Consider the following 25,329-nt stretch of genomic DNA (forward strand, 5'->3'; position numbering starts at 1 on the left):
CAGCTATAGAGGCCACGAAAACCTGACAGGGCTTTCTTTTTTAGCTTCTGGTTTCTGTCGAGTTAGAAAAAACCTTTTCTTACTCTTGCAAATTTTCACCTAAAAACTGCAACTTTACAACGATAAACAAATCAAGTTATGACTACACTCGCAGATTTTATACAAGGACTGCCGAAGGTTGAACTTCACCTACACATCGAAGGTACCCTGGAACCGGAGTTGCTTTTTAAGTTAGCCGAACGAAACGGCGTTACGCTGAAATACGATTCGGTGGAAGCCTTGAAACAGGCTTACAAGTTCTCAAATTTGCAAGAGTTCCTGGACTTGTACTACGATGGTGCCAAGGTGTTGCTCCACGAGCAGGATTTTTACGACCTCACCTGGGCTTACCTCGAAAAGTGCAAAGTGCAAAATGTGGTGCATACCGAGATTTTTTTCGATCCACAAACGCACACCGATCGGGGGATTTTGTTTGCAACAGTCATCAATGGGATCAACCGGGCCGTGCAAGATGGTCGCGAAAAGTTGGAAGTTAGCAGTAAGCTGATTCTATGCTTTCTGCGCCACTTAGACGAAACATCGGCTTTTGAAACGTTGGAAGAAGCACTTGACTATAAAGATCTGATTGTAGGCGTTGGACTGGATTCTTCGGAGAAGGGAAATCCGCCTTCGAAGTTCGAGCGGGTGTTTGCCAAAGCACGCGAAGAAGGTTTTTTAACGGTTGCTCATGCGGGAGAAGAAGGCCCGGCTGCCAATGTAAAAGATTCGATCGATTTACTGAAGGTCTTCCGCATTGATCACGGCATTACATCAATTTATGACGATCTTTTAATTGCCGAGCTGGCACAAAAACAAATTCCGCTGACTGTTTGTCCACTTTCAAATCTTGAGTTGAAAGCTGTTGACGATTTAAAGAATCATCCCCTGAAGAAATTGATGGATCATGGCGTATTGGTTACCATCAACTCCGATGACCCCGCGTATTTCGGCGGCTACATGAATGAAAATTTTGAAGCTTCGGCCCGGGCGCTGAAGCTGAGTAAGGGCGATTTGTGCCAGCTGGCGCGCAATTCGGTGGTGGCCAGTCTTCTTTCAGAACAGGAAAAGGAACGGCATTTTCATGCTATAGAGCAGTATTGCCGCGAAAATACCTGAAAGCATGTCAACAAAAAGCCGGGCGATGATGAGTTGTTGGAAGTTATCGCTCCGTTTATCCCGGCTCCATTGCTGGACAAATCGCTGAGCATGAACTACCGGCATTGATTGAAGAAAGAGTCGGACGAAAAGTATGTAATTTACTTTACCCGATAAGGGCGATTGACAACTTTGTCAGGGTGCGAAATTTCGTGCCCTTATTAATTATACGACAAGCTTTCTGTCCGGCATGCAGGATACTAAAGGATGCCTTTTACTTGCTGTTTTTCTTCATTTGTAGTGCAATCAATAAACTATAGATGAAAACCTTATGAGTGAGTCAATTTTTAAACAATATCCAGAAGAACGCAAGCTTTTATCCGAAGTGTTGGAGGTGAATGAAAATATACTTCCGGTGAATGGACACTTCCATACACCCTATTCGTTTAGTGCATTTTCCGAAATTATTCAGGTTTTTGAAATGGCTGAAGAAGAAGGAGTGAAGGTGTTGGGAATTAATGACTTTTACACAACTGATGGTTACGTCGAATTTAACAGACAAGCCAAAAAGTTTAATATCTTCCCTTTATTCAATATTGAATTTATGGCTTTGCAAAAGGATTTGCAGGCTGAGGGAGTTCGGGTAAATGACCCCAACAATCCCGGGCGAACTTATTTTAGTGGTAAAGGATTGAAATATCCGGTTGAGATGAATGCCAAAATGCTTGAGCGTTTGTTGTCCGTTCAGGATGAGAGCAATCGGCAAACGGCAGAAATGATTGAGAAATTGAATGCCTGGTTGACAGAATTAGGCGAAGATATAAGCTTCTCATTTGATAAGATGAAAGCAACATACGCGAAAAACCTACTTCGCGAACGCCATATTGCCAAAGCATTGCGAGAAGCTATCGCTGCCAAATACACTTCCGAAGAACAGCAAAAAGCAGTTTGGAAAAAAATATTTAGTGGAAAAGAGCCGAAGTCTGCGATGGATGATTTTGCCGGACTGGAAAATGAAATTCGTGGGAACTTACTAAAGTCCGGAGGAAAAGCATTTGTTGCGGAAGATGACAAAGCTTTTTTAAGTTTGGAGCAGGTGATTGATTTAATTACTCACGCTGGGGGCATCCCTTGCTACCCGGTTTTACTTGATAACCCGAAAGGTGAGTTCACCGACTTTGAGGGTGATTATGAAAAACTATACCAGAGCTTACTTGCTAAAAATGTCTATTCACTGGAGTTGATTCCGGGAAGAAATAATCCCGAAATTTTAGAGAAGTTTGTCAACTTCTTTAACGATAAAGGATTTGTAATTACGTTTGGTACCGAGCACAACACGCCAAAGCTTGATCCAATAACTATTTTTGGTGGCGATGGGAAAGAGCTCAGCCCTGCCATGAAAAAAATCGGTTACGAAGGCGCTTGTGTTGTCGCAGCACATCAGTATTTGGTAGCCAGCGATAAAGAAGGTTTTCTGGATGCAACTGGCAAAGCCAAATTGGGCGAGCGTGATGAGTTTATAGCCCTGGGGCATGCAGTCATCAGTCACTTTGTGAAATAGAGAACGTTTACAGCGATCTTGTGTGGGAAGGATGGAAGAAGGAGTGCGGGAACTCACGGAAGACATGCAAGTTGGAATTTGAAACATGAATTTTGGAATTTAATACAATTATGGAACAAGGAATAAAAGACCTCATTGAAGTATCACAGTTTTATGGCAAACAGAAAGACTACGTGTTGGCCGGAGGTGGTAATACTTCATACAAAAACGATAAATATATTTGGATTAAAGCCAGTGGATTTGCATTGGCAACGATTGAAGAGAATGGCTTTGCCAAGTTAGATCGTTCGATTTTGGCTGAAGTGCATACCAAACAATACTCTGACGATGTATTGAAACGGGAGGACGAAATTGTGAAAGACCTGATGAAAAGTCGGGTGGAACCGGAGAAAGGACAGCGGCCATCGGTGGAAACTTCGTTACATAACCTGATTGATTATTCGCTGGTCGTGCACACCCATTCAACCAAAGTAAACGGCTTGATGTGCAGTAACCAAGCTGCCGAGAAAACAGCAGAACTGTTTGGTGATGACGTGCTTTATATTGGCTACGAAGACCCGGGTTATATTCTGTTTAAAGTGATTGAAAAAGAAATTATCAGGTTCCGCAAAGAAAAAGGAAAAGAACCTGCCGTTATTTTCCTGCAAAACCACGGGGTGTTTGTTGGTGGAAACTCAATTGAGGAAATTCATGCGGCCTACAACGAAATTGATGCAAAACTGGATGCTGCTTATGGCGAAGAACCTCTAAATGACGCTTTACCCGTCCATGCAAGTGCCGACAAAATTATTCCTGCCATCCGTATGATGGTTTCTGGCGACGGATTAAAAACGGTTCAGCTCGCGAACAGTACTATTCTTAATAAATATTTGCAAAAAGAGAATCAACAAGCTATTTCATTACCATTTACTCCTGATGGTATTGTGTATGCCAATTCATCTTATTTGTATGTTGATTTTAAGGACGATGTAGCGGCATTTTTAACAGATGTAAAAGCCGGAATTGAAAACTATCAATCAGAAAAAGGAAAATTACCGAAAGTGATTTTTGCTTCCGGAATGGGTGTTATTGTCATGGCCGATCATGCTGAAGGAGCCGGGATTTTGGTCGATGTAGTAACTGATCACTGTCGTATCGCTCAATTCGCTGATTCGTTTGGTGGACAGCATCCCATGAGCAAAGCACAAATCGAATTTATCGAAAGCTGGGAAGTGGAGCAGTATCGTTCTAAAATATCGTTGGGAGCAACTGCCGGACGTGTTGATCGCAAGATTATCATCGTCACCGGTGGTGCGCAAGGCTTTGGTGCCGGCATTGTGGAAGAGTTGATGCAGCACGGCGCCAATGTGGTGATTGCTGATTTAAATGCTGAAAAAGGACAGGAATTTGCCACTGAACTGAATACTGTTAAAAGAAAAAACAAGGCTCTGTTTGTAAAAGCTGATGTTTCGAATGCGGATTCGGTAAATAATTTGGTTTTTGAAACGGTCATTAATTTTGGAGGCTTGGATGCATTCATCAGTAATGCCGGCATTCTGCGTGCAGGTGGATTGGATGAAATGACTCCTGAAACTTTTGAGTTGATGACTAAGGTGAATTACTCAGCTTATTTTATCTGTTCAAAATATGCTTCGGCAGTAATGAAATTGCAAAATCAGTTTAAGCCGGATCATTTTGCTGATATCATTCAAATCAATTCAAAATCGGGATTGAAAGGAAGCAACAAGAATTTTGCTTATGCCGGTGGTAAATTTGGTGGAATTGGGTTAACTCAGTCGTTCGCTTTGGAATTAATGCCATCACGAATCAAGGTAAACTCCATTTGTCCGGGTAACTTTTTCGATGGCCCACTTTGGGCTGATCCGGAAAATGGTTTGTTTGTGCAGTACTTGCGAGCCGGGAAAGTGCCTGGTGCAAAAACCATTGAGGATGTGAAACGTTTTTATGAAGCACAGGTTCCCGCCGGAAGAGGCTGCACTCCTCTGGATGTAATGAGAGCCATTTTCTACGTGATGGAGCAAGAATACGAAACCGGGCAGGCGGTACCTGTAACCGGTGGACAAAATATGTTGAAATAGGGGATATTTGTCCTTTTTGGAGGAGTCATCCTGAACTTGTTTCAGGATCTCTTTGCAGACAGATTCCGAAACAAGCTCGGAATAAAGGGTTATTGAAAAATGAAAAAATAAGACAATATGAAAACAAAAGCAGTTCGATTATACGGTAAAAAAGATTTGCGTTTGGAGGAATTTGAACTTCCCGCAATCAAAGATGATGAGATTTTAGCCAAAGTAGTTTCCGACAGTATTTGTATGTCGTCGTACAAAGCGGCAACACAAGGAACCGATCACAAGCGTATCCCAAATGATGTGGCTGAGAAACCAATTTTAATTGGGCATGAGTTTGCCGGCGAAATTGTTGAAGTGGGTGCTAAATGGAAGGATAAATTTAAGGCAGGTCAGAAATACTCGATTCAGCCTGCTATCTATTACAAAGACGGCCCCGTTGGAGTGCTGAGCGCCCCCGGTTATTCGTACCAGTTTATTGGTGGCGATGCTACTTATGTGATCATTCCGAAAGATGTGTTGGAGCAGGATTGCCTGTTGGCTTATGAAGGGCCAGGTTATTATCCGGCATCATTAGCTGAGCCATTAAGCTGTGTGATTGGTGCGATGCATGCCAATTATCATACCACTCCCGGATCGTACAAGCACGATATGGAAATTGTTGATGGTGGAAAAATGGCGATTCTGGCAGGAGTTGGCCCCATGGGATTGGCAGCGATCAATTATGTGATTATGCGTGAAGATCGCAAACCATCATTAATGGTTGTAACCGATATTGATCAGGCACGTTTGGACAGAGCGGCAACCATTTACTCTCCCGAATGGGCAAAATCAAAAGGGATTGAGTTGGTTTACCTAAATACAAGTGGTGAAGATCCTGTTGGTAAATTGCGTGGTCTGACTGATGATGAGGGCTATAACGACGTTTTTGTTTTTGCTCCTGTACCTCCGGTAATCGAGCAAGGCGATGCCATTCTTTCAAACGATGGATGTTTGAACTTTTTTGCCGGTCCGAGTAATACTGAGTTTAGCGCTAAAATGAATTTCTATAACGTACACTATGGCTCAACGCACATTGTGGGTACGTCAGGTGGAAATAATGACGACATGGTTGAATCGCTCGAGATGTTCGGAAAGGGACTGGATCCTGCCGGATTAGTAACCCATATTGGTGGGTTGAATGCGGTGATTGATACAACTCTTGACTTGCCAAATATTCCGGGAGGAAAGAAATTAATTTATACTCATAAGGAAATTCCGTTAACAGCCATTTCTGAATTTAAAGAAAAGGGAAAATCTGATCCTTTATTTGCTAAGTTGCACGAAATATGTGAGAATAATAACGAACTTTGGTCCGTCGAAGCTGAAGATTATCTTCTGGCAAACGCGAAAGATATTTAATTGAAAATTTAAAATAAACGAACTGACGCAGGATTATATTGATAGTTGAAAGCTCTCAATGAGTCTTGCGTTTTTTGTTGCAAAAAAAGTAAAACGTTATGATTTACATGGCAGACACGGCTGATATTAAAGCCTTGAAGGAACTGTACGATTTTTTCCCTCTTGAAGGAGTTACAACAAATCCGACGATACTAAAACAGTCGGGAATGAAACTTTCAGTTGCTATTGATGAGGTTTCGAAAATTGTGGGCGATGGTATGATGCACGTTCAGGTAATGAGCTCTACTTCTGATGAAATTGTTAAAGAAGCGAAAAAGTACAAAACGTATTTCGATTTGGGAGATAACTTTTATGCCAAAATCCCGGTTTTTCCGGAAGGGTTCAAAGCTATGCGTATTCTGAAAGATGCCGGAATAAAAGTAACAGCAACAGCAATTTTCACACAGCAGCAGGCCTTGGTGGCCGCGAAAGCCGGAGCCGACTTTGTTGCTCCGTATGTTAGTCGCCTAGACAATATTTCGTCACACGGTATTGAAGTCGTACGTGACATTGCTAGAAATATGGACGAATACAAATTAGATACAAAAGTATTGGCCGCGAGCTTTAAAACAGTTGACCAGATTTACCGGGTCAGTATGAATGGTTCTCATTCGGCAACAATTAGCCCCGATTTATTGATGCAATTAATCAAACACCCCATGACTGACATTAGTATCGCTCAGTTTGAAAAAGATGGTGCAGATTTATATGACATTGAATTTTAGTTAAACCATATTTATAGAGGTGAAGAAAGAGCGGTCTGTTGATCTCTCTTTTTTTGTTTCTGTAAGTCTGATTCTGACATGCTTTCCGTATCCTCCATATTGTGTTTTTAACGTAGAGTAATCTTTATTTCACGACAGCTTTACTGAGAGCTCTAAAAATGTTTAAACTACAAATATTATTCGTTAAGCAATATAGTCCTCTAGGAAATATCTTGTTTGCTACGAGAGTCATTCCTAAAATAAATGAGTGCATTTCAGAATGAAGATTTAATGAAATGAATAAGGGCTTGAGAGGTATGAGTCCTTGATCAAATCGGGGGCTGTTTAAGGCTTTCATTGATATAAACGCTCTGAGAGACTATTTTTTCATCCTAAAAGCATTTATTTTTCAGCAGGAGTAAATAGTACAATCTCATTTTCTGAAGGTTCCAACGTTTGTAAATAGGCAAAAATGGCTTTTAAATCTTCAGTTTTCATGCCGGCATAAAATGTCCAGGGCATTAAAGTTTGAAACTCTCCCGGTGCAACTTTAATTTGTTCGAATGCTGAATCGGAGAACGTCCGAAACCGATCAATAAAATCTTTCTCTGTCCAATATCCAATTCCTGATTGGCTCGGTGTAATATTCGCTGAGCGTAAAACAGAACCGTCAGGAAACCCAAATTCCATTCCTCCACCAAACGGATCACCAACAAACTTACCCTTTTCCTGTCGGGTGTGACAATCGACGCAGGCAGCGGCATTTACCAAATATTTGCCATAATTAATCTGATCTGATTCATCAGGCTTTTTTGAGGGATTTGCTTTTTTAGGAATCGTGTTAATAATTATACTCATCGGAAAATCAGGAGATGATGCTTCCGGGGTATTTTCTATTGGTGCCAATGAACGCAAGTAAGCAATAACTGACTTAATATCCTCCACGTCAACTTCGCCATAGTGTGGATGTGGCATTAATGGAAACAGCGCCCGGCCATCTTTTGAAACCCCACTCGTAATTGCCCTGAATATCTCGCCATCGGTCCATGTACTGAGTTTTGACGGTGTAATATTTGGAGATACAAATCGACCGGGGAATCCCATGACCTGATCAAATACCTCGCCTCCCTGGCCTTTTGTTCCCGGAACCATTGGCGCAGCGAAAACACTGAAATCGCGCCTCGAATGACAATCAATACAAGACATCACATGGTTGGCCAGGTATTCTCCGCGCTCAATACGTTCTGGAGTCAATTCGACTTTCATATCAGGTGCTTCTCCAACATTGGGGAGCATAACTTTCACATAAAATATCAATGCTACGACAATTAATACGATAAATACTAATGCAGAGACAGTAATCTTAACAGTTAATTTTTTCATAAGAAGGGATTTAATTCACTTGCGCACCATATAAAATTAAGACATATTAAAAGACTTTTATATCTTTTAATATATGCTCGATAGCATGTATTCACCTCCTGTCTTAAAAATTAAGTTTCGTGGTGACGCCTTCGCGATTCCCAGTGGACACAAAGAAAGGGCTAACGATATGCATAATCATTAGCCCTTTCTTTCCATATTACCAGAATCGTTTTATTCGCTTAAGATCCTTTTTTCGATATATTTGGAGTTCATCAAACGAAGCACTCCCATGTAGTCCATTTCAAATTCGAGTTGAGACCCAACCTGATAGTTTTCCTTGTTTTTACCCAGATCGACAACCAACATGTCGGAAGAAGCCCCTACAATTTTAAGGTCTTTATTTCTTAGTTTGATGTGTTTCTCGTCAATATCCAGCAGTCCTAAATCGATTAATGCGCGGTGTGATTTTTCGGTTTGGACATCATCCCCAAAAATGATGGTTTCGCCCTGTAAATTTTTACCAAGTTCGCCAATCGGGCGCATGCGTTTTTCGGTGAGCTCGATAATTTCGGCATGTAGCTTAAAAACATTGTTTTCCATTTGCGGGAATGTTTCGTTGTTGTAAACATCGGTTCCCAGAAAAAATGTTTCGCCAATTCGAAAGTGATTGATCCCTTTCGGCAGCAGCCCTTGAAAAATGAGAGGAACAGTTACCGAAGCCCCTCCTGATACGTACTCAATCTCTTTGTTGAACTTGGCCTCGATAAGTTGCTCATATAAACAAAGCTGAACCAGTTTGTCGTGACTGGGTAAAATTCCGTACATGCACGTCAGGTTGGTTCCAATACCAACAACTTTAATGTTCGGGAGTTTGAAAACCGCGTCATAAAAATCAAGAAACTCCTCTTGCAATACGCCTTCCCGCAACTCACCCGTCTCAATCATAATGATGATCTTGTGCATTTTTCCTTGCTTTTTAGCTTCCTTTGAAAGTCGCTCAATGGTGTCAATCTCAGTATTGAAACTAATGTCTGCGTACGTTACAATTTCATCAATTGAATGCTTCGGAGGTGGTTTTATATAAACCGTTTCAACTTCTTCTGATATTGATTTAATCATCTTCAGGTTTGAAACTCGAGAGTCACACATTTGCTTTATTCCCAGCTTAATAACTTCTTCCAGGTAGGTCTTGTTTCCGCACAACATCTTTGAAACAACAGCCCATGTAATGCCATTTTTTGAAAGTAATTTTTCAAGATAGTCGTAGTTCTTTTTTAGTTTCTTGGTGTCTAATGTGATAAATGCCATAATTTAGTTTTGCCTTTTAGTCTTCCTTGTATATTCAATTTTCTATTTATCTAAGTGAAATAGTGACGCAGGGATTTACTCCAAAACAATGTGTCTTGGTTTTTGATAAACGCTTTTGTATTTCCCCCTGGAAATATCCTTGGTTTTTTAAGTTCATTTCATTTTAAATTTCTGGGTAGACCGCTATTTTTAAAAAGCTAAGCGAATGTGCAGTTTGCCTGTATATGTAGATTCCGTTCTTTATCTGAGAGTTTGTTCTGATATCTAAAGAGATCATAGTTTCTTTTGTTTTACCATCAACAGAACAAACAACTGCAATCTGACATTGTTCGTATTTTTTTAATCAACGAATTTCTCAAAGGCTCTTCCATCGGGATTGTCAGCTTTATGAGTGCCTTCCCGCCTTTTTTTGTGTAAGGAAAAAGGTGGCTTTGGAAAAAGCCACCTCTAGTCACTGAATCATTTCATTCTTTTATTCTGAGAATTGATCAGTTTAATTATTAATATTTTTTTTAGTTCTATCTCATTTTACAACGGACTCTCGTTTGAAATTAGGATTTAACTAAATTAATAAATTGTAGCCAATTAGAAAATGAAGTAGTGATTTTTTGTTGTTAAGCATGAAAAATAGCACTGAAAGAAGATCAGATTTTCACCCGAAATTTTGTCCCTTTTCCAATCTCGCTGGTAACATTAACAGTAGCTCCATTTTTATCCAAAAAGTCTTTGGTTAAAAACAACCCGACTCCGGAGCTGGATTCTCCTTCTGTTCCTTCTTTCGAATGATCTTCACTATAGGTGAAGAGTTTCTGAAGGATATTTTTGTGCATGCCAATACCGGTATCTTCAATTTCAATAATCGTTTTATCGTTTTCGCTTAAAACCCGAATGAATATTTTGCCATTGTTTTCCGTGTATTTAGTTGCATTAGAGAAGATGTTTCGCAAAGAAGTACGAATCATTTCTTCATCTGCATAAATCATTATTTTCTCGGAATAATAATCTTCAAAAATCTCAAATTTCTTTAGCTCTATCGTATGTTTAAACTGTGCTAAAATGTCGTTAAAAACAGGAATGAGGTTAAAATTTTGCTTATTGGCTTTCAGTTGCAGTAGATCATTTTTTGACCAGATTAGTAGGTTTTCGAGCGTGTGATACACCGCACTGGTATTTTGGCTTAAAGAGCTGAGCACATTTTTCAGAAAAGCTTTATCGTACTGATCAAAGCTGTTGAGTATTAATTTAAGAAATGAATCCATCGTACTCACCGAGCCTCTTACATCGTGTGATATCAGTGAAAGTAGTCTGGATTTTACCTTGTTGAGTTTCTCCAGCTCATTGGTTTTTTCTTGCAGCTTTTGATTTGTGATGAGCCATTGCAAGTCCGTTTCAATATGTAGTTTTACCTGATTTAAGAGTTCTTTGTATGTTTCGCTATAATTACTCTCATCATTATCGAAAAGACAAACGGTACCAAAAACCTCACCATCAGGCCAGTTTACCGGAAAGCCCATATAGGAAGTAAACTCTGTTTTATAATTTTTCCACACCTCATCTTTTTTTGAATTGGTAACAATGAGTTGTTTCTGTGTGCCGATAACTGTTTCGCAGAAAATTCCCTGATTCAATTCAACTTTGAGGTTTTTCTTCAAGGATGTATTCTGGTGTTCGGTCACTACAAATACTTCCAGCGAATCTTCGTTAAGTTTCATAATGGAGCCAACATGGGCATTAACAACCTGGGCAACAGCGTCAATTAGCGATTGCCATTTGTTAATAGTCAAATCAATTATTTCAGGTTTCAATCCCGAACCGATCAAAACCTCCATTGTCTTATTTTCTTTTCGGATTTTGACTTCCGCGTACTTTCTCTTATCGTCCATAAATTAAGTATTTATATAAGAAAACGAGGTGTCGGTCGTGGCGTCTATTTTTGATAAATATAGGGAAATAAAAATCATCAGATCGCAAAAAACTGTTAACATTTCTGATTGATTAATTTTGATTTAATACAGTGAGTTCTAAACAAAGAAGATGGCAATCAGAAAAAATCCGATTGCCATTCACTTTTATAGCTATACCTGACTTACAAACCTTTTATTTCGCTAACCAACGTTTGCAAAGTATCTTTTGCATTTCCAAAAAGCAAACGAGTTTTATCATCAAAAAACAAGCTGTTTTCAATGCCAGCATAGCCCTTTCCCCGACCACGTTTCATGACAATTATATTTTTGGCTTCGTGCGCCTTTATTATTGGCATGCCTGCAATTGGGCTTCCCGGGTCATTAATGGCAGCCGGGTTAACAACGTCGTTCGCTCCAATTACAATAGCTACGTCGGTATTGGGCATGTCCGGGTTGATATCGGCCATTTCTACCAATTTATCGTAAGGAACGTCAGCTTCTGCCAGTAGTACATTCATGTGTCCGGGCATTCGTCCGGCAACCGGGTGAATAGCATATCGAACATTCACTCCCTTGTCTGCAAGTAAGAGGTCGAGTTCATGACAAATGTGCTGAGCCTGTGCAACTGCCAATCCGTAACCTGGAATAATGACTACATTTTGCGAGTAGGCCAATAAAACAGAAGCGTCACTCATGGTCATTTCTTTCATCGTTCCTTCAGCTCCGGCAGCTGCAGTGCCACCACCTCCAAACGCGCCGATAATCACATTCAGCAAGGATCGGTTCATCGCTTTGCACATCAGTAGCGTTAAAATACTACCGGCTGCGCCAACCAGAATACCACCTAAAATCATGGCTTGGTTGTTATAGATAAATCCGGCCATAGCTGCGGCAATTCCGGTAAAACTGTTTAGCAACGAAATAACAACCGGCATATCGGCTCCACCAATCGGCATGACGAAAAGTACTCCGTAAAGAAGCGATACAAAGAGAAGCAAATAAATAGCCCAATTAAGCTCAGCTGGTGTTTTCCCCGACAGCAGAATAAAAATTGCCAATCCGAACGTTCCAACCAGTAATGTAAGATTAACAAAGCTCATGTAGCCAGCCCGGATATCTTTTACCTTTCCATCCAACTTTCCGTAAGCAATCATACTTCCACTAAAGGCAATACTACCAATAATTAGGCCCAGGAGTGTTACGAGTACCGAGCCCCAATTGCTCATGTCGGCATTTGGGAATTCCAGTAGAGCAACTAATGCTGAAGCTGCTCCACCCGTTGCATTGTAAAATGAAACAAGCTGGGGCATGGCAGTCATTTTTATTTTTCGGGCAATGATCCAACCAATGGCAGAACCAACGCCAATTGCTGCCAGAATAATCCAGACGTTTGCCGGTTGTATGCCTACTCCATTGGCATTTTTATGTAAAAGTAAGGTTGTGAACATGGCTAAAACCATACCTCCGCCGGCATAAAAATTACCACGACGAGCGGTTTCGGGGTGACTTAGCAGTTTTAATCCGATAACAAACAAGATCGCTGCAAGTAAGTAGCTCAATTCAAGGAGAGTGCCTCCAACAGTATAATCAACACCGTTTAATGTTCCGAGTATTTTATCCATGGGACCTCCTATTTTTTCTTCTTTTTAAACATTTCCAACATGCGGTCGGTAACCACAAATCCGCCAACGACATTGAGGGTGGCAAAAATGATAGCGAATATTCCCAGGATCAACTCGGTGTTGATGGTTGTTGCATCAGCATGCCCAACCAAAATGATTCCACCGATAATGATAACACCACTAATGGCGTTGGCTCCCGACATTAGCGGGGTATGGAGAACAGCAGGTACATTGGAGATGACTTCAATCCCCAAAAAAATGGAAAGAGCGATAATAAAAATCGCTTCCTTGTAAGTATAGAAAAAGATTAATATTTCATTCATCGTAGTTGGGTTTTAGCTTTGAACAGCAGATTTTACACGTTCATTGATAATTTCTCCGCCATGAGTTATGCAGGTTCCTTTTATAATATCATCATCAAAATTCAGGTTGAATTCTCCTTCTTCGTTGAACAGAAGTTCGAGGAAGTTTAAAATGTTCTTTCCAAACATCTTGCTGGCATCAGCGGGCATTAAGCTCGGATAGTTCGATTGTCCGATGATGGTGACTCCATGTTCTACCACGGTTTTATTGTCTTGCGTGAGTTCGCAGTTTCCACCGGTTGAGGCTGCCAAATCGATAATCACCGAACCCGGCTTCATGGCCGCTACAGCTTCTTTGGGAAGAAGCAAAGGAGCTTTGCGCCCCGGAATTTGTGCCGTACAGATCACCACGCTAGCTTTTGCTGCATGGTCATTGATCGCTTGCTGTTGCTTTTGCTTGAACTCATCGGTTTGCTCCACCGCATAGCCCCCGGCAGCAGCATCTTCTTTGGCACCTTCAACTTCTACAAACCTGGCTCCAAGGCTCCTCACTTCTTCTTTTACTGCCGACCGAACATCGAAAGCCTGAACTTGTGCGCCAAGTTTTCGGGCAATAGCAATTGCTTGTAATCCGGCAACTCCGGCACCCAACACCAGCACCGTTGCTGGGCGAATGGTTCCGGCAGCTGTCATAAACATGGGAAAGAAGGAGGGAAGTGTGAAAGCTGCTTCGAGTACTGCTTTATAGCCGGCAACAGTTGCCTGCGATGATAACACATCCATCGCCTGTCCCCGTGTTGATCGCGGAATGGTATCCATACTAAACGTGGTTATTCCTTTCGATACAAATTGCTTAACCAGGTCAGTGTTCCACATCGGATTGTACTGACTGAGCCACATTTTGCTCTGGTCAAGTGCTTCCACAAACTTTTTGTCGGGAGGTTGAATACCGATCAGAAAATCCGCTTTTTTTAGCACTTCTTCTCGCGTAGAAACTGTAGCTCCGGCTTCTTTGTAAGCTGCATCAGTAGCAAATGCAGATTCGCCGGCTCCGGTTTCAACAAGTACCTCCACCTTGCGTTTGGTAAGACTTGAAACAATTTCGGGCAAGAGGGCAACCCGGTTTTCCGATTCCCCCTCTTTAAAGAGTCCAATAAGCATAAATAGTAAAATTAGGTTACAAAATTAAAAGCTCTTCTATTTCGTGTTGCGATATTCTTTTTTTGACTCCCTACTAATATAATCATTTCTCAATCGTTTTGAAATATAATTAGATACGACTTTTTAACGAGCGCGTTGAGCTTAGCCTCGTGCACTCTGTATGCTTGCATTTTGTGAAAAACTATTTCTGAAAAAGCCGATATAAATGCTTGAAGAAAATATCTTTGCATATTCATTTAAAAAGAAAAGATTATGCAGACTTGGTTTGAATGCAAAGTAAAATATGTGAAGATTGATCAGGATGGTCGCGAACGGAAAGTAACAGAGTCTTATTTGGTAGATGCGGTGTCGTTTACCGATGCTGAAACGCGTATTATTGAGCAGATGCAGCAGGTTGTGCGTGGTGGCGAATTTCTGGTTGACAACATCAAGAAATCAAATATTATAGAAATATTTCCTCACGATGATGGAGAATACTGGTTCAAGGCTAAGATTGGTATTGTAACGATCGATGAAAAAGCCGGGAAAGAGAAGAAAATAAACAACTATTTTTTGGTGGCTGCCGATGATTTTAAACAGGCGTTGCTGCGGTTGGAAGAAGGACTCTCTTATATTTTGGTGCCGATCCAGATTACAGCCATGAACCTGAGCACCATTGTTGACGTGTATCCTTATTTTAAAGATGATGTCAATGAGCCACTTCCTCCACACTTGAAGCGCATTGAGCCGGAAGAAGAGCCAGTGGCTGTAACTCAAGCGCCTGTTGCAAGCGATTTTGAAGAAAACACAGAAGATGATGAAGTCGCTGCGGTTAACGAAGAGAATGACGAGGAAGAGTCAAAAGAGTAGTTGAGATATCTTTTTAACTCGATAAAGTAAACGTTGTTTCAAGCCTGTTTCGGAATTGTTAGCAACTTAATACGCTGCTTACAGTTCCAGAAACGAGTTCAGAATGACTAAAAAAACATAAAAAAGCTCCGATTCATTTAAATGAATCGGAGCTTTTTTTATATTCTTATTTCAGAAATTAATCTTCAATAGGCTTCAAGGTATCCACACCAATAGTTCCTTCCAGTTCATTCAGGTACTCGGATGAAGAAACCCTACTTAGCTTTTCTTTCGCTGCTTTTAAGCGTTCCTGTAAATTCAAACGGGCGGTTGTTTCCGCAAAATTCTTCAGGTTGATGATTTGTTCAATGTAAGCTACACGCTTAGTCCATTGCTCGATATCACGCTTTTGTTTTTCAACCAAACGTGCTTTATACCAATCGCTATTCAGTACCGCTTCACGGGTAAACATGGCGCGAATTTTAGGATCATTGCGATCTTTCCCCTTGTATTTACCATCTACCATGATGTGAACCAGTGCCTTCAGTGGTGGGCAAAGCATATCAACTGTACCATCGCGCATCAATCCTTCGGCCACTCGTCTTTGAGTAATACTCAGATTTTCGACTGACGCTACAAACATGTCAATGTCTTGTTTTTCAGGGCGCAACATGTCGTCGCTGAAAACCGCATCAGGCTTACTGAAAATACGAGCCAGGAAGTGAGTTACAAACTTTAGGGTAATTCGGTATCCCAACAAGCTGGCATCAACTTCTTTTCCTTTATGCTTGAAGTTTTCAATTTTCTCCAAGTACCCGTTTTCTATTAAGAATTTTGGATCGCGCTCCTCAACTGACATCCGACACCAGATTTCAGGAACCAGTAAACTAACATCGTGATCAACTTTATATTTTGGTCCAACATAGCCGGCTGCTGAAGAGAAACCATCGTAACCTGTTAAGATGTATGACAAGAATGCATTATTCAAGTCAGAAGCAGGTAACAAGGAGTTGAAAGGCCCTTTGGTTAAAGCTCCCTCGGAACCAAACCCGGTGGTTGATGGAGACTTTCCGGTTATGCTACAAATAAAATCGATAAACAACTCAGGCAATTCCTGATAGTGAATTGGATTATAAACGGCCAATGGTGGTACATTATTTTCAGGTTCGGCAGGGTTATTTCTGCGACCTGGCAATACTGCGTTCACCGGAGAGTATACTGGTTGATCCAGCGGAATTTTTCTGAAAATACGTGTACCAACTTCGGCAACATATTTATCAGTTGAGTCTACCAAATCAGGCCTTGTTTGTAAGTATCTCGGATTTTTAGAAGGCACACCATTTACCAACCGAGGTTCCGAAGGAACCACCAGGTAATCGGTGGTTCCGATTTCTAAAAAGTCGTTAATTAAGTCTTTAACAGGCTGAGTGTACAGCTCAAAGCCAATTGCATCGTCCTTGATTTCCTGCACCTGCTCACGTGTCAATGGTTCAAAGTTTGACAAGAAGGTATTCGGACTTGAAAGATCTTTTTCACCTTGCTTATCATACCCTTTATGCACACAATCATCAGGTCGCTGGAATAAACGTGATTCGCAGTTGGTAAGCAATTTTACGCTTTGATTTTTATATTCGGTATTTAAGTTGTTCAGGTTTTCTGATTTCAACGTTACTGATGCAGTGATATCATCTTCAGCCTGAACTTTACTTGACGGATTATAATCCTGACGTAATAGGAAAATGCGCCATGAGTTATCCTCGTCATGTCCAACTCTCAGGAAGTTCGATAGCAGTTTATCATTCTGAAATTTCAGTTCATTTCCGGGCACACCATTTACTTTATCCACCGAGAAGTATTTCCGCCAATCTTTATCCCAGTCCGCACTGTAGTTTCCTTTAATCACATAAATCAGCACTTTAATTCGTTGAGGGAAGGAAGTCAGCCATTCGTTGTATTCATCGGTATATTCTTCAGCAGGAGTCAACAACTTTATCACTGAGCCTAAAGAACGTCGACGGCTTAAAATATGACGTGGTTTATTTTTTGAATAGTCAGGAGAAACTTTGAACCGTTTCGAGTAGTCTTTCGACATGATTTCCTCAACAATGTCCAGATCCTTATTTAAGTCAGTAACAATAACTGGTCCCTGAATCATGGCATCTTTAATCGATTTAGAGATCTCTGATTTTCCGCCTCCTGAAACAGTACAAGGTTTGTGGCAAAGTGTTCCTTCGGCCATGGTACCTACCAGGTGCCACTTCGGTCCTTCAATACGCTTTTTCATTTCTACTTTGTACCCATTCGGATAGATGTAGTGTTTGTACGGAAGAAGTTTAATAACCTGCTCTGCCCCACTTGTTGACCATTTAATTGTTTGCTCCATCAGGTTAAATCGGGCATCTTCAGGAATATAAATAATATCCCGGTATTTTTTGTCAACCGCATAACCTTCTTTTTTCAAATCCAGCATATCGGCAAACAAGTAGATGAAGGAAGCGAAATTCAGTCCGTTATTGGGTAAACGCTCATCTAAATAGCATTTTTCACCCAGGTTATAGCTAGGGAAAGCGATGGCTCCACCGGCATGTTCTTCCTCTGCCAAACCAAATAAATTGGCTGAGTAGCCAATCATGGTTTTTACTTCCTTTTTGCAATATCCGTAGTAGTTATCGGCAATTAACGTGATGGCCACACCTCGTTCGTCACGAGCAGCAATTTTAAAAGCACTACCGTCATTGTATTTCTCACCTTCCTTTTTCCAGCACATACCATCACGACGCTGGCGTTCAGTCGCGTTATCGTAATGCGGAAGACCAAGCTCTTTCTTGGTCAGTTGTGTCAAGTGCGGCGCAAGAATTACACAGCCGGTGTGTCCGGTCCAGTGTTCCGGATCTAATGCAGCATCATTTTCGGGCAGAAACGGATCGCCGGCGTTTCCGAAAATCGACTCCACAAAATCAAGGTTTGATACCAAACTTGCAGGAGCCAGAAAACAAACTTCCATCGATTTTTCAGATATTACTCCCGGAACCTCAGGAACAACAATGGGGCGTAACATCAATGTAACGAATAACTCAGCCACGTCTTCCTGATTTGCGGTGAAAGGCAATTTCAGCAGCTCCTTTGGTGGATTCATCGCAGCTTGCAACAGTTTGCAGAATGTTGCTTTTGGAACAGCCTTCTTATCATCAGGAATTGGCAATCCGCCTTCACTAACATGAAAAACCCCTTTTGTTGTTCTTCTGTCTTCTTTGGGGTTGTTCAGGACGCCCTGCGCTGTCCGATAAGATTTTACGATATCTGTTTCATACAAATCAGCAGTTGGTGGTATTGAAATCATCCGAGCCAATCCGTAACGATCTAAAATGAAAGGATGACTTGGGAAATTAATAGTATTATCACCCGGAACATCACTAAGATAGTCCGAAATAAAATTCCGGATCCGATCTCCCATGGGAGATGTATTTTTTGATAGTAACCTCGACTTAACATTGTAGTTATTCAGAAGAGGCATGGCCATTTCAAGAAAATCTGATTTAGCTCCACTGGTGCACGTAGGATAACCATCAGCGGCCAATTTCAGGTTGATATATTGGATCTTTTTTTTGTCTGACACGTCAGGCTCATTCTTATCGATGCCTATCCCAAAGGTTCTATTTACAGTCATGATATATATTTATTTGGTTATTATTTTAATCGTATCTGATTGTTCAGCCAAACTGAATAATCAAAATTTAAGCTCGCTGTTGATCTTATCGAATCTCTAATTCTGACTGAATCTTAATTTTCTCGAACCGGACAACAGCTCATGAATTAATTCTACTCCTGTTAAATAGGTACGTTCTTTACAGCTAAGATGTTCAACGTAATATTGAATCAAATCAGATTTCCCTAATTAGCCACGAAAATAGGCAGAAAATGGTTTCTATTTCGGGAAAAGATAACTCGTAATTCAATTTTAACACAAAAGTTACATCATAAAAAAAGGAGCCGTAGTTGCTCCTTTTTAAGAGTTAGATTTAACGTTATCTTTTCACATCGACCAATGCTCCTTCTATGATACTTTCAACCACATCTTCATCCAACAACGTTGAGGTGTCGCCAAGATTGGTTACATCGCCTTCGGCTACTTTACGCAATATTCTACGCATAATTTTACCACTTCGGGTTTTAGGAAGCCCCGGAACAATTTGCACCAAATCCGGTCGTGCAATAGGTCCAATAATTTTTGCAACTCCTTGCATAATGCTTTTTCGAATCCCGTCAACTCCTCCTGTTGATAATTCGCCACAAACCACAAATGCGTAAACTCCCTGTCCTTTGATGGCATGAGGATATCCGACAACGGCTGACTCGTTTACCAGAGGATGCTCATTAATGGCATTTTCAATTTCGGCAGTTCCTAAACGATGTCCCGACACGTTTATCACATCGTCTACTCGCCCGAGAATTCGGTAATAACCGTCTTCGTCGCGTTTGGCGCCATCACCGGTAAAGTACAGCTTATCGTAGGTTGAGAAATACGTTTGCTTAAATCGCTCGTGATCTCCCCATAATGTGCGGGCTATTCCCGGCCAGGGGTATTTAATACAGAGATTTCCCGCTACCGAATTGCCTGTTAATTCTTTCCCTTCGTTGTTAACAATTATTGGTTGAACACCAGGGAGTGGCAAGGTTGCAAAGGAGGGCTTGGTCGGGGTAATTCCGGCAATAGGAGAAATCAAGATCCCACCGGTTTCGGTTTGCCACCAGGTATCAACAATTGGACATTGGTTGCGTCCAACATGATCGTGATACCAGTGCCAGGCCTCCTCATTAATAGGTTCTCCAACTGTCCCCAGAACTTTAAGCGAATCGACTTTTTTCCCTTCTAAAAAATCGTTCCCCTGCGCCAGTAGGGCTCGAATAGCTGTTGGTGCCGTGTAAAATTGATTGACCTTGTACTTGGCAACAATATCCCAAAAACGGCTGGCGTCAGGCCAGGTAGGAACTCCTTCAAACATGAGTGTTTGTGCTCCCGTCAGCAATGGACCATAAACAATATAGCTGTGACCTGTAATCCAGCCAATGTCTGCTGTACAGAAAAATACATCTCCGGCATTGTACTGAAAAACATTGTTAAAAGTATAAGCCGAATACACCATGTACCCAGCAGTGGAATGAACTATTCCTTTTGGCTTTCCGGTTGATCCTGAAGTATATAAAATAAACAGGGGATCTTCCGAGTCCATTTCTTCAGCAACACACTCAGTAGATTGTCCATCAACGGCCTTGTGCCACCAAATATCACGACCAACAACCATCTCCACTTCTGATTTTGTCCGCTTTAAAACAACCACAGTTTCAATGGTTGGGCATGTTTCGAGCGCTTCGTCCGCAATTTCTTTTAAGGGGGTAATTTTCGATCCCCGAAAACCGCCATCTGCTGTCAACAGGACTTTGGCCGATGCATCGTTAATACGCTCCTGAAGTGCGTTTGCTGAAAATCCGGCAAAAATAACCGAGTGGATTGCACCGATTCGTGCGCAAGCCAAAACGGCAATTGCCAGTTCAGGCACCATGGGCATATACAAAGCAACCCGGTCGCCTTTTACAACACCCAGGCGTTTCAGGGTATTGGCAAATCGATTTACTTCTTCAAATAACTCCCGATAAGTTAAAGTTCGTGATTCATCGTTGGGATCATTGGGTTCCCAAATAATAGCCGGTTGATTACCATGCGTATACAAATTCCGCTCAAAAATATTCTCGGTAATATTGAGCTTCCCATTCACAAACCACTGAATACTGGGTTCATCAAAATTCCAATCCAATACTTTATCCCATCGCTTACGCCAATAAAAGCATTCGGCTTGCTGTCCCCAAAAAGCCCGAGGATTAGCGATACTTTTCTGATATTCATGAATGTAGCCTCCCAGACTGTGAATCTTGTTTATCATTTTATTCGTTTTATAGGTTATTTTCAGCTGTTAATTTAACTATACTAATTTAAACTGAATAAAAATAAGATGCAAGGCGGGGACTTATCCCGTCAAACCGATGAACGATTTGAAACGACAGAAGTATGCCTCACACAGCACTTACTTCCAACACAATACACCACTCAAAGATTTAGATCGCGCTTTGTTCACTCTACGCTAGACTTAACAGTTGGCAATAAGAGTAAGTTCGAATACTCTATTTAGATAGGAACTCTTCAAAGAGCAGTAGCTTGATTTGGAAGAGCAATATTAAATGAATAGATTTGTAGACTGATTAGTCGATTTAATATGAATACAAAAAGAGAACAAATACTAGATACAGCGCTTAAATTGTTTGTAGCCAATGGTTTTCACGCAACTCCCACATCGAGAATAGCGAAGGACGCTGGCGTAGCGACAGGCACTCTCTTTCATTATTTTAGAACCAAGGAAGAGTTAATCAATACCCTTTATCTTGAAACAAAAGATAACCTAACGAATTCTCTTTTAGAGAACGTAAACGTGCAGGAAACGCTTAAAGCTAAGCTTCGCCAAATCTTTTTCAACTATATTGTTTGGGCAGTCGATCACCCGAACCATCAACAGTTTTACACCAGTTACAGCAATTCCCCATTTATCACGAATTTAACAAGAGAGCTTGGTCTACAGCGATTTCAGTTTATTTATGAACTAATTGAAAAGGGACAGGATGAAGATATTTTAAAGGCGGTTCCTATCGATCTGCTGGTTGAAGCAATGCAAGGACTGTTAAACGGTATCATCAAACACTTAATGGAGAATCCTGAAAAAATGAATGAAGAAAAATATCAGAATGATGCTTTTAAACTATTCTGGGACACCATAAAAGGGTAAAAAAATTCAACTGGCAATAGACTGATCAGTCTATTGCTTAAACAAAATAGATAGAACAAACGATGAAAACAATTAATAAGAACACCCCAATTTTGGTTACAGGAGGCACAGGATATCTGGCTTCGTGGATCGTTAAACGATTACTGGACGATGGATATACTGTTCATACAACTGTCCGGAATAAATCCAACCAAGCTAAATTTCAGCATTTATTAGATTGTGCAGAGAAGAGTAAAGGTAAACTTGAAATATTTGAAGCAGATTTGCTGATCAACCAATCTTTTGCTGAGGCAATGAGTGGTTGCGAATTGGTCATTCACACGGCTTCTCCCTTCAAAATCTCTGGAATAAAAAATGCTGATAAAGAGTTGGTTCAGCCGGCGCTACAAGGAACACGGAACATTTTATTCTCTGCCAACGATATAGCTTCAGTCAAACGGGTGGTGCTCACCTCCAGTATTGTGGCCATGATTGGCGATGCTGCAGACATTAAAGAATTAAACAACGGGCTGATGACTGAAAAAAGCTGGAATACCACCAGCAGCGTGAACCATCAACCTTATCCGTACTCCAAAACCATGGCTGAGAAAGAAGCCTGGAAAATTGCAGAAAAACAAAATCGCTGGGATCTGGTTGCTATCAATCCCGGGTTTATCCTCGGCCCATCATTAAGTAAACGCTCCGATTCTACCAGTATTGATCTCATGATTCAGCTTTATTCAGGGAAGTTTAAAGCCGGAGCACCAGCCGGAGCTCAAGCAATGGTTGATGTTCGGGATGTCGCCAAAGCACACATTCTGGCGGGGCTTACCCCTTCAGCTTCCGGTCGACACCTTACGGCTGGCTACCAAAAAGATTTTCTGGACATTGCTAAGATTGTCGGAGAGAAATATCCCAATTATCCTGTCCCTAAAAAGCATGTTCCCAAATGGCTATTTAAACTACTTGCCCCCTTATTTGGTTTTACTAGGAAATATGTTGAACGAAATGTCGGACATGATATCGTCTTCGACAATTCGTATATTAAGCAAGATCTAAACATGACATTTATTCCATTTGAACAAACGATTCTGGATCATTTTGATCAGTTGGTTTCAGATAAGCTAATACCAGATAAAAGATCATGAAATGAGCATCTAAAAGTTCTTACACACGGGAGCACGAATAGGAGCGAGTTCCATTTGACTCGGGTAAAAACAAACAATTATAAACAGATGAAAAATTTGACAGCAAACGTAATAGGAGCAACCGGACTTGTAGGGAGTTATTTAGTCCGTTTATTATTAGAAGATGATCGTTTCGGGGAAGTAAACATTTTTACACGTCGGACAACTGGCATAAAACACGAAAAACTAAACGAGTATTTGGTTGACTTTGATAAGATCAGCAGTTGGGCTGAGAAACTTCAGGGGGACGTTTTGTTTTCGTCATTAGGAACAACCCGCAAGAAAGCCGGCAGCATAAAAAAGCAGTTTTTAGTCGACTATACTTACCAATACACCGTTGCCGAAGCTGCCGCACAGCAGAAAGTCAGTGACTATGTGCTGATTTCATCTGCTGGAGCCAATGCAAAATCCAAAATTTTCTACAGTAAAATAAAAGGAGAACTCGATGACGACGTGAGAAAACTTGATTTTGAAAAAACAATTATCTTGCGTCCCTCCATACTCGACGGGCAGCGAGGCGAACAACGAGGCTTCGAGCAACTTAGCTTAAAAATTACCCGCTGGCTAACCAGGTTTGTGTTTAAAAGGTATCGGCCAATTCATGCCCAGGATGTGGCTAAGGCAATGATCAACTCCGTTTTTCGCAAGCACGACACGCCTTCATATTCAATATACACACTGGACGAATTATTTGAACTGGCATCGGATTAGGATTGACGCCCTTCTCGAATTAGTAATCATCGCAATAAGAGGCAGGCAGATATTATCCTGATTTTTCTATATTTGCGCTATGCGACTAATTGCTTGAGTGAGTTGGTATGGGCAAAGAACTGAATGAAAAATGGAATAGTGATGAGCTATTCATCATCAAACGAATGATTGATGGTGATAAACAGGCTTTCAGGTATTTCTTCGACAAATATTATGCGGAGCTCTGCAATTTTGTCAATATTTATTTGAAAGACACTGTCCTTTCGGAAGAGGTTGTTCAGGATATTTTCGTTTACTTTTGGGAGAATAAATCAAAGATAAAGGTCAGCTCTTCAGTCCGATCCTATCTTTTTAGTGCAACAAAATACAGAAGCTTAAATATGCTTCGAGAGCAAAAGAGTTTTGAGCGACTCAAAGAAAACATAAAGCACGAAAAGAGCATTGTTCCGGATCAGGAATTGGAAACTTTCCCGAATGTGGAAGACTTCAGAAATTTACTGGATAAAGCCATTCATGAACTTCCTGACAAGTGTCGTACAATATTTCTTTTGAGCAAGAAAGAAGAACTCTCAAACAAAGAAATTGCCAGTCGGTTAAACATCTCGGTTAAAACGGTAGAAAGCCAAATGACTATTGCCTTAAAAAAACTCAGATCTACCTTATACCCTCACCGCGAAAAACTTTTCGTACTTTTTCTTGCAAACCGGATTCGCGAATAAGTCGCTCATAAACAATTGTCTAAAGTCCTCGTACTCCAGCTTCTTTTTCCACAAAGTAATTTTTATCAACTATTTTTTAGGGGTTGGCCTTATTCTGCGTTACTTATTAGTAAAGCGACTAATTATGGCGACAAATGTCCCTTGGAAAAAAATACAATACTACCTTCAAAACAAGGAGGAGTCATTTGATGAAGGATTCAAATTATGGTTAAGCGACAATAGTGAGAATAGGAAATTGTGGGAGGAATTGCAGGTAACTTATTCTGTTTTTGGAGAACTACCTGAGGAATATAATCCAAACAAGAAGCAAGCTTGGACCAAAGTTGAGAAAAGAATTGAAGTACGCGGAAAGAGAATTAGGGTTAATCAGTTTATGTTGAGAATTGCGGCTTCAATTCTTTTAGTTATTGCAGGCGGCGGAATTAGCTGGCTTGTTATGAATCAACCAACCCAGCCAGTCTACACCGAAATCTATTCGCCATTTGGACATAAAACCCAAGTGATT

General features: G+C 40.9%; 19 protein-coding genes. 11 read left to right on the forward strand and 8 right to left on the reverse strand.

Annotated elements, in window-relative coordinates; all coding sequences use genetic code 11:
- Nucleotides 1–138: 138 nt before the first annotated feature.
- The 5 genes from ACTB00_RS04150 to ACTB00_RS04170 all read left to right on the forward strand — a co-directional run bounded on the left by ACTB00_RS04150 (nt 139) and on the right by ACTB00_RS04170 (nt 6,926).
- Complete coding sequence (locus ACTB00_RS04150) at nt 139–1,155, forward strand: adenosine deaminase (RefSeq protein ID WP_463298682.1); 1,017 nt, start codon at nt 139–141, stop codon at nt 1,153–1,155.
- A 310-nt stretch (nt 1,156–1,465) separates the two neighbouring features.
- Entirely contained in the window at nt 1,466–2,695 is a 1,230-nt protein-coding gene (locus ACTB00_RS04155) for a PHP domain-containing protein (RefSeq protein ID WP_463298683.1), read from the forward strand.
- A gap of 110 nt (nt 2,696–2,805) precedes the next feature.
- Nucleotides 2,806–4,773 carry an SDR family NAD(P)-dependent oxidoreductase gene (locus tag ACTB00_RS04160; RefSeq protein ID WP_463298684.1) on the forward strand — a complete coding sequence of 656 codons (1,968 nt, stop codon included), beginning with the start codon at nt 2,806–2,808 and terminating at the stop codon, nt 4,771–4,773.
- Nucleotides 4,774–4,890: 117 nt separating this feature from the next.
- Complete coding sequence (locus ACTB00_RS04165) at nt 4,891–6,162, forward strand: zinc-binding dehydrogenase (RefSeq protein ID WP_463298685.1); 1,272 nt, start codon at nt 4,891–4,893, stop codon at nt 6,160–6,162.
- Nucleotides 6,163–6,260: 98 nt separating this feature from the next.
- Complete coding sequence (locus tag ACTB00_RS04170) at nt 6,261–6,926, forward strand: transaldolase family protein (protein WP_463298686.1); 666 nt, start codon at nt 6,261–6,263, stop codon at nt 6,924–6,926.
- Nucleotides 6,927–7,307: 381 nt separating this feature from the next.
- Here the strand turns inward: ACTB00_RS04170 and ACTB00_RS04175 are convergent, their stop codons facing one another.
- From ACTB00_RS04175 to ACTB00_RS04200, 6 genes are all read right to left on the reverse strand, one after another.
- Nucleotides 7,308–8,288 carry a c-type cytochrome gene (locus tag ACTB00_RS04175; protein WP_463298687.1) on the reverse strand — a complete coding sequence of 327 codons (981 nt, stop codon included), beginning with the start codon at nt 8,286–8,288 and terminating at the stop codon, nt 7,308–7,310.
- A 213-nt stretch (nt 8,289–8,501) separates the two neighbouring features.
- The gene (locus tag ACTB00_RS04180; RefSeq protein WP_463298688.1) at nt 8,502–9,578 is read right to left on the reverse strand and encodes an alanine racemase; all 1,077 of its coding nucleotides are present in this window, start codon (nt 9,576–9,578) and stop codon (nt 8,502–8,504) included.
- A 644-nt stretch (nt 9,579–10,222) separates the two neighbouring features.
- Nucleotides 10,223–11,461 carry a GAF domain-containing sensor histidine kinase gene (locus ACTB00_RS04185; protein WP_463298689.1) on the reverse strand — a complete coding sequence of 413 codons (1,239 nt, stop codon included), beginning with the start codon at nt 11,459–11,461 and terminating at the stop codon, nt 10,223–10,225.
- Nucleotides 11,462–11,664: 203 nt separating this feature from the next.
- A complete protein-coding gene (locus ACTB00_RS04190; protein WP_463298690.1) occupies nt 11,665–13,104 on the reverse strand; it encodes an NAD(P)(+) transhydrogenase (Re/Si-specific) subunit beta in 1,440 nt (479 codons plus the stop codon).
- A gap of 8 nt (nt 13,105–13,112) precedes the next feature.
- Nucleotides 13,113–13,427: an NAD(P) transhydrogenase subunit alpha part 2 gene (locus ACTB00_RS04195; RefSeq protein ID WP_159518314.1), complete on the reverse strand. Its 315-nt coding sequence runs from the start codon at nt 13,425–13,427 to the stop codon at nt 13,113–13,115.
- A gap of 12 nt (nt 13,428–13,439) precedes the next feature.
- Nucleotides 13,440–14,567 carry a Re/Si-specific NAD(P)(+) transhydrogenase subunit alpha gene (locus tag ACTB00_RS04200; protein ID WP_463298691.1) on the reverse strand — a complete coding sequence of 376 codons (1,128 nt, stop codon included), beginning with the start codon at nt 14,565–14,567 and terminating at the stop codon, nt 13,440–13,442.
- A gap of 252 nt (nt 14,568–14,819) precedes the next feature.
- On the opposite strand from ACTB00_RS04200, the gene ACTB00_RS04205 reads away from it, so the two are divergent.
- Complete coding sequence (locus tag ACTB00_RS04205) at nt 14,820–15,416, forward strand: DUF4494 domain-containing protein (RefSeq protein ID WP_463298692.1); 597 nt, start codon at nt 14,820–14,822, stop codon at nt 15,414–15,416.
- A gap of 178 nt (nt 15,417–15,594) precedes the next feature.
- On the opposite strand, the gene ACTB00_RS04210 is transcribed toward ACTB00_RS04205, so the two are convergent.
- Nucleotides 15,595–19,062, reverse strand: a complete 3,468-nt coding sequence (locus ACTB00_RS04210; protein ID WP_463298693.1) for a hypothetical protein — start codon at nt 19,060–19,062, stop codon at nt 15,595–15,597.
- A 358-nt stretch (nt 19,063–19,420) separates the two neighbouring features.
- Nucleotides 19,421–21,334, reverse strand: coding sequence for an acetate--CoA ligase (gene acs / locus ACTB00_RS04215; RefSeq protein ID WP_463298694.1), 1,914 nt, complete (start codon nt 21,332–21,334; stop codon nt 19,421–19,423).
- Between the two features lie 330 nt (nt 21,335–21,664).
- On the opposite strand from acs, the gene ACTB00_RS04220 reads away from it, so the two are divergent.
- From ACTB00_RS04220 to ACTB00_RS04240, 5 genes are all read left to right on the forward strand, one after another.
- Nucleotides 21,665–22,228, forward strand: a complete 564-nt coding sequence (locus tag ACTB00_RS04220) for a TetR/AcrR family transcriptional regulator (RefSeq protein WP_463298695.1) — start codon at nt 21,665–21,667, stop codon at nt 22,226–22,228.
- Between the two features lie 62 nt (nt 22,229–22,290).
- Entirely contained in the window at nt 22,291–23,355 is a 1,065-nt protein-coding gene (locus tag ACTB00_RS04225) for an SDR family oxidoreductase (RefSeq protein ID WP_463298696.1), read from the forward strand.
- A gap of 87 nt (nt 23,356–23,442) precedes the next feature.
- A complete protein-coding gene (locus tag ACTB00_RS04230) occupies nt 23,443–24,105 on the forward strand; it encodes an NAD(P)H-binding protein (RefSeq protein WP_463298697.1) in 663 nt (220 codons plus the stop codon).
- A 107-nt stretch (nt 24,106–24,212) separates the two neighbouring features.
- Nucleotides 24,213–24,824, forward strand: a complete 612-nt coding sequence (locus tag ACTB00_RS04235) for an RNA polymerase sigma-70 factor (protein WP_463298698.1) — start codon at nt 24,213–24,215, stop codon at nt 24,822–24,824.
- Nucleotides 24,825–24,948: 124 nt separating this feature from the next.
- On the forward strand, nt 24,949–25,329 hold a 381-nt coding region (locus ACTB00_RS04240; RefSeq protein WP_463298699.1), incomplete at its 3' end, for a hypothetical protein.

Source organism: Sunxiuqinia sp. (assembly GCF_055140945.1).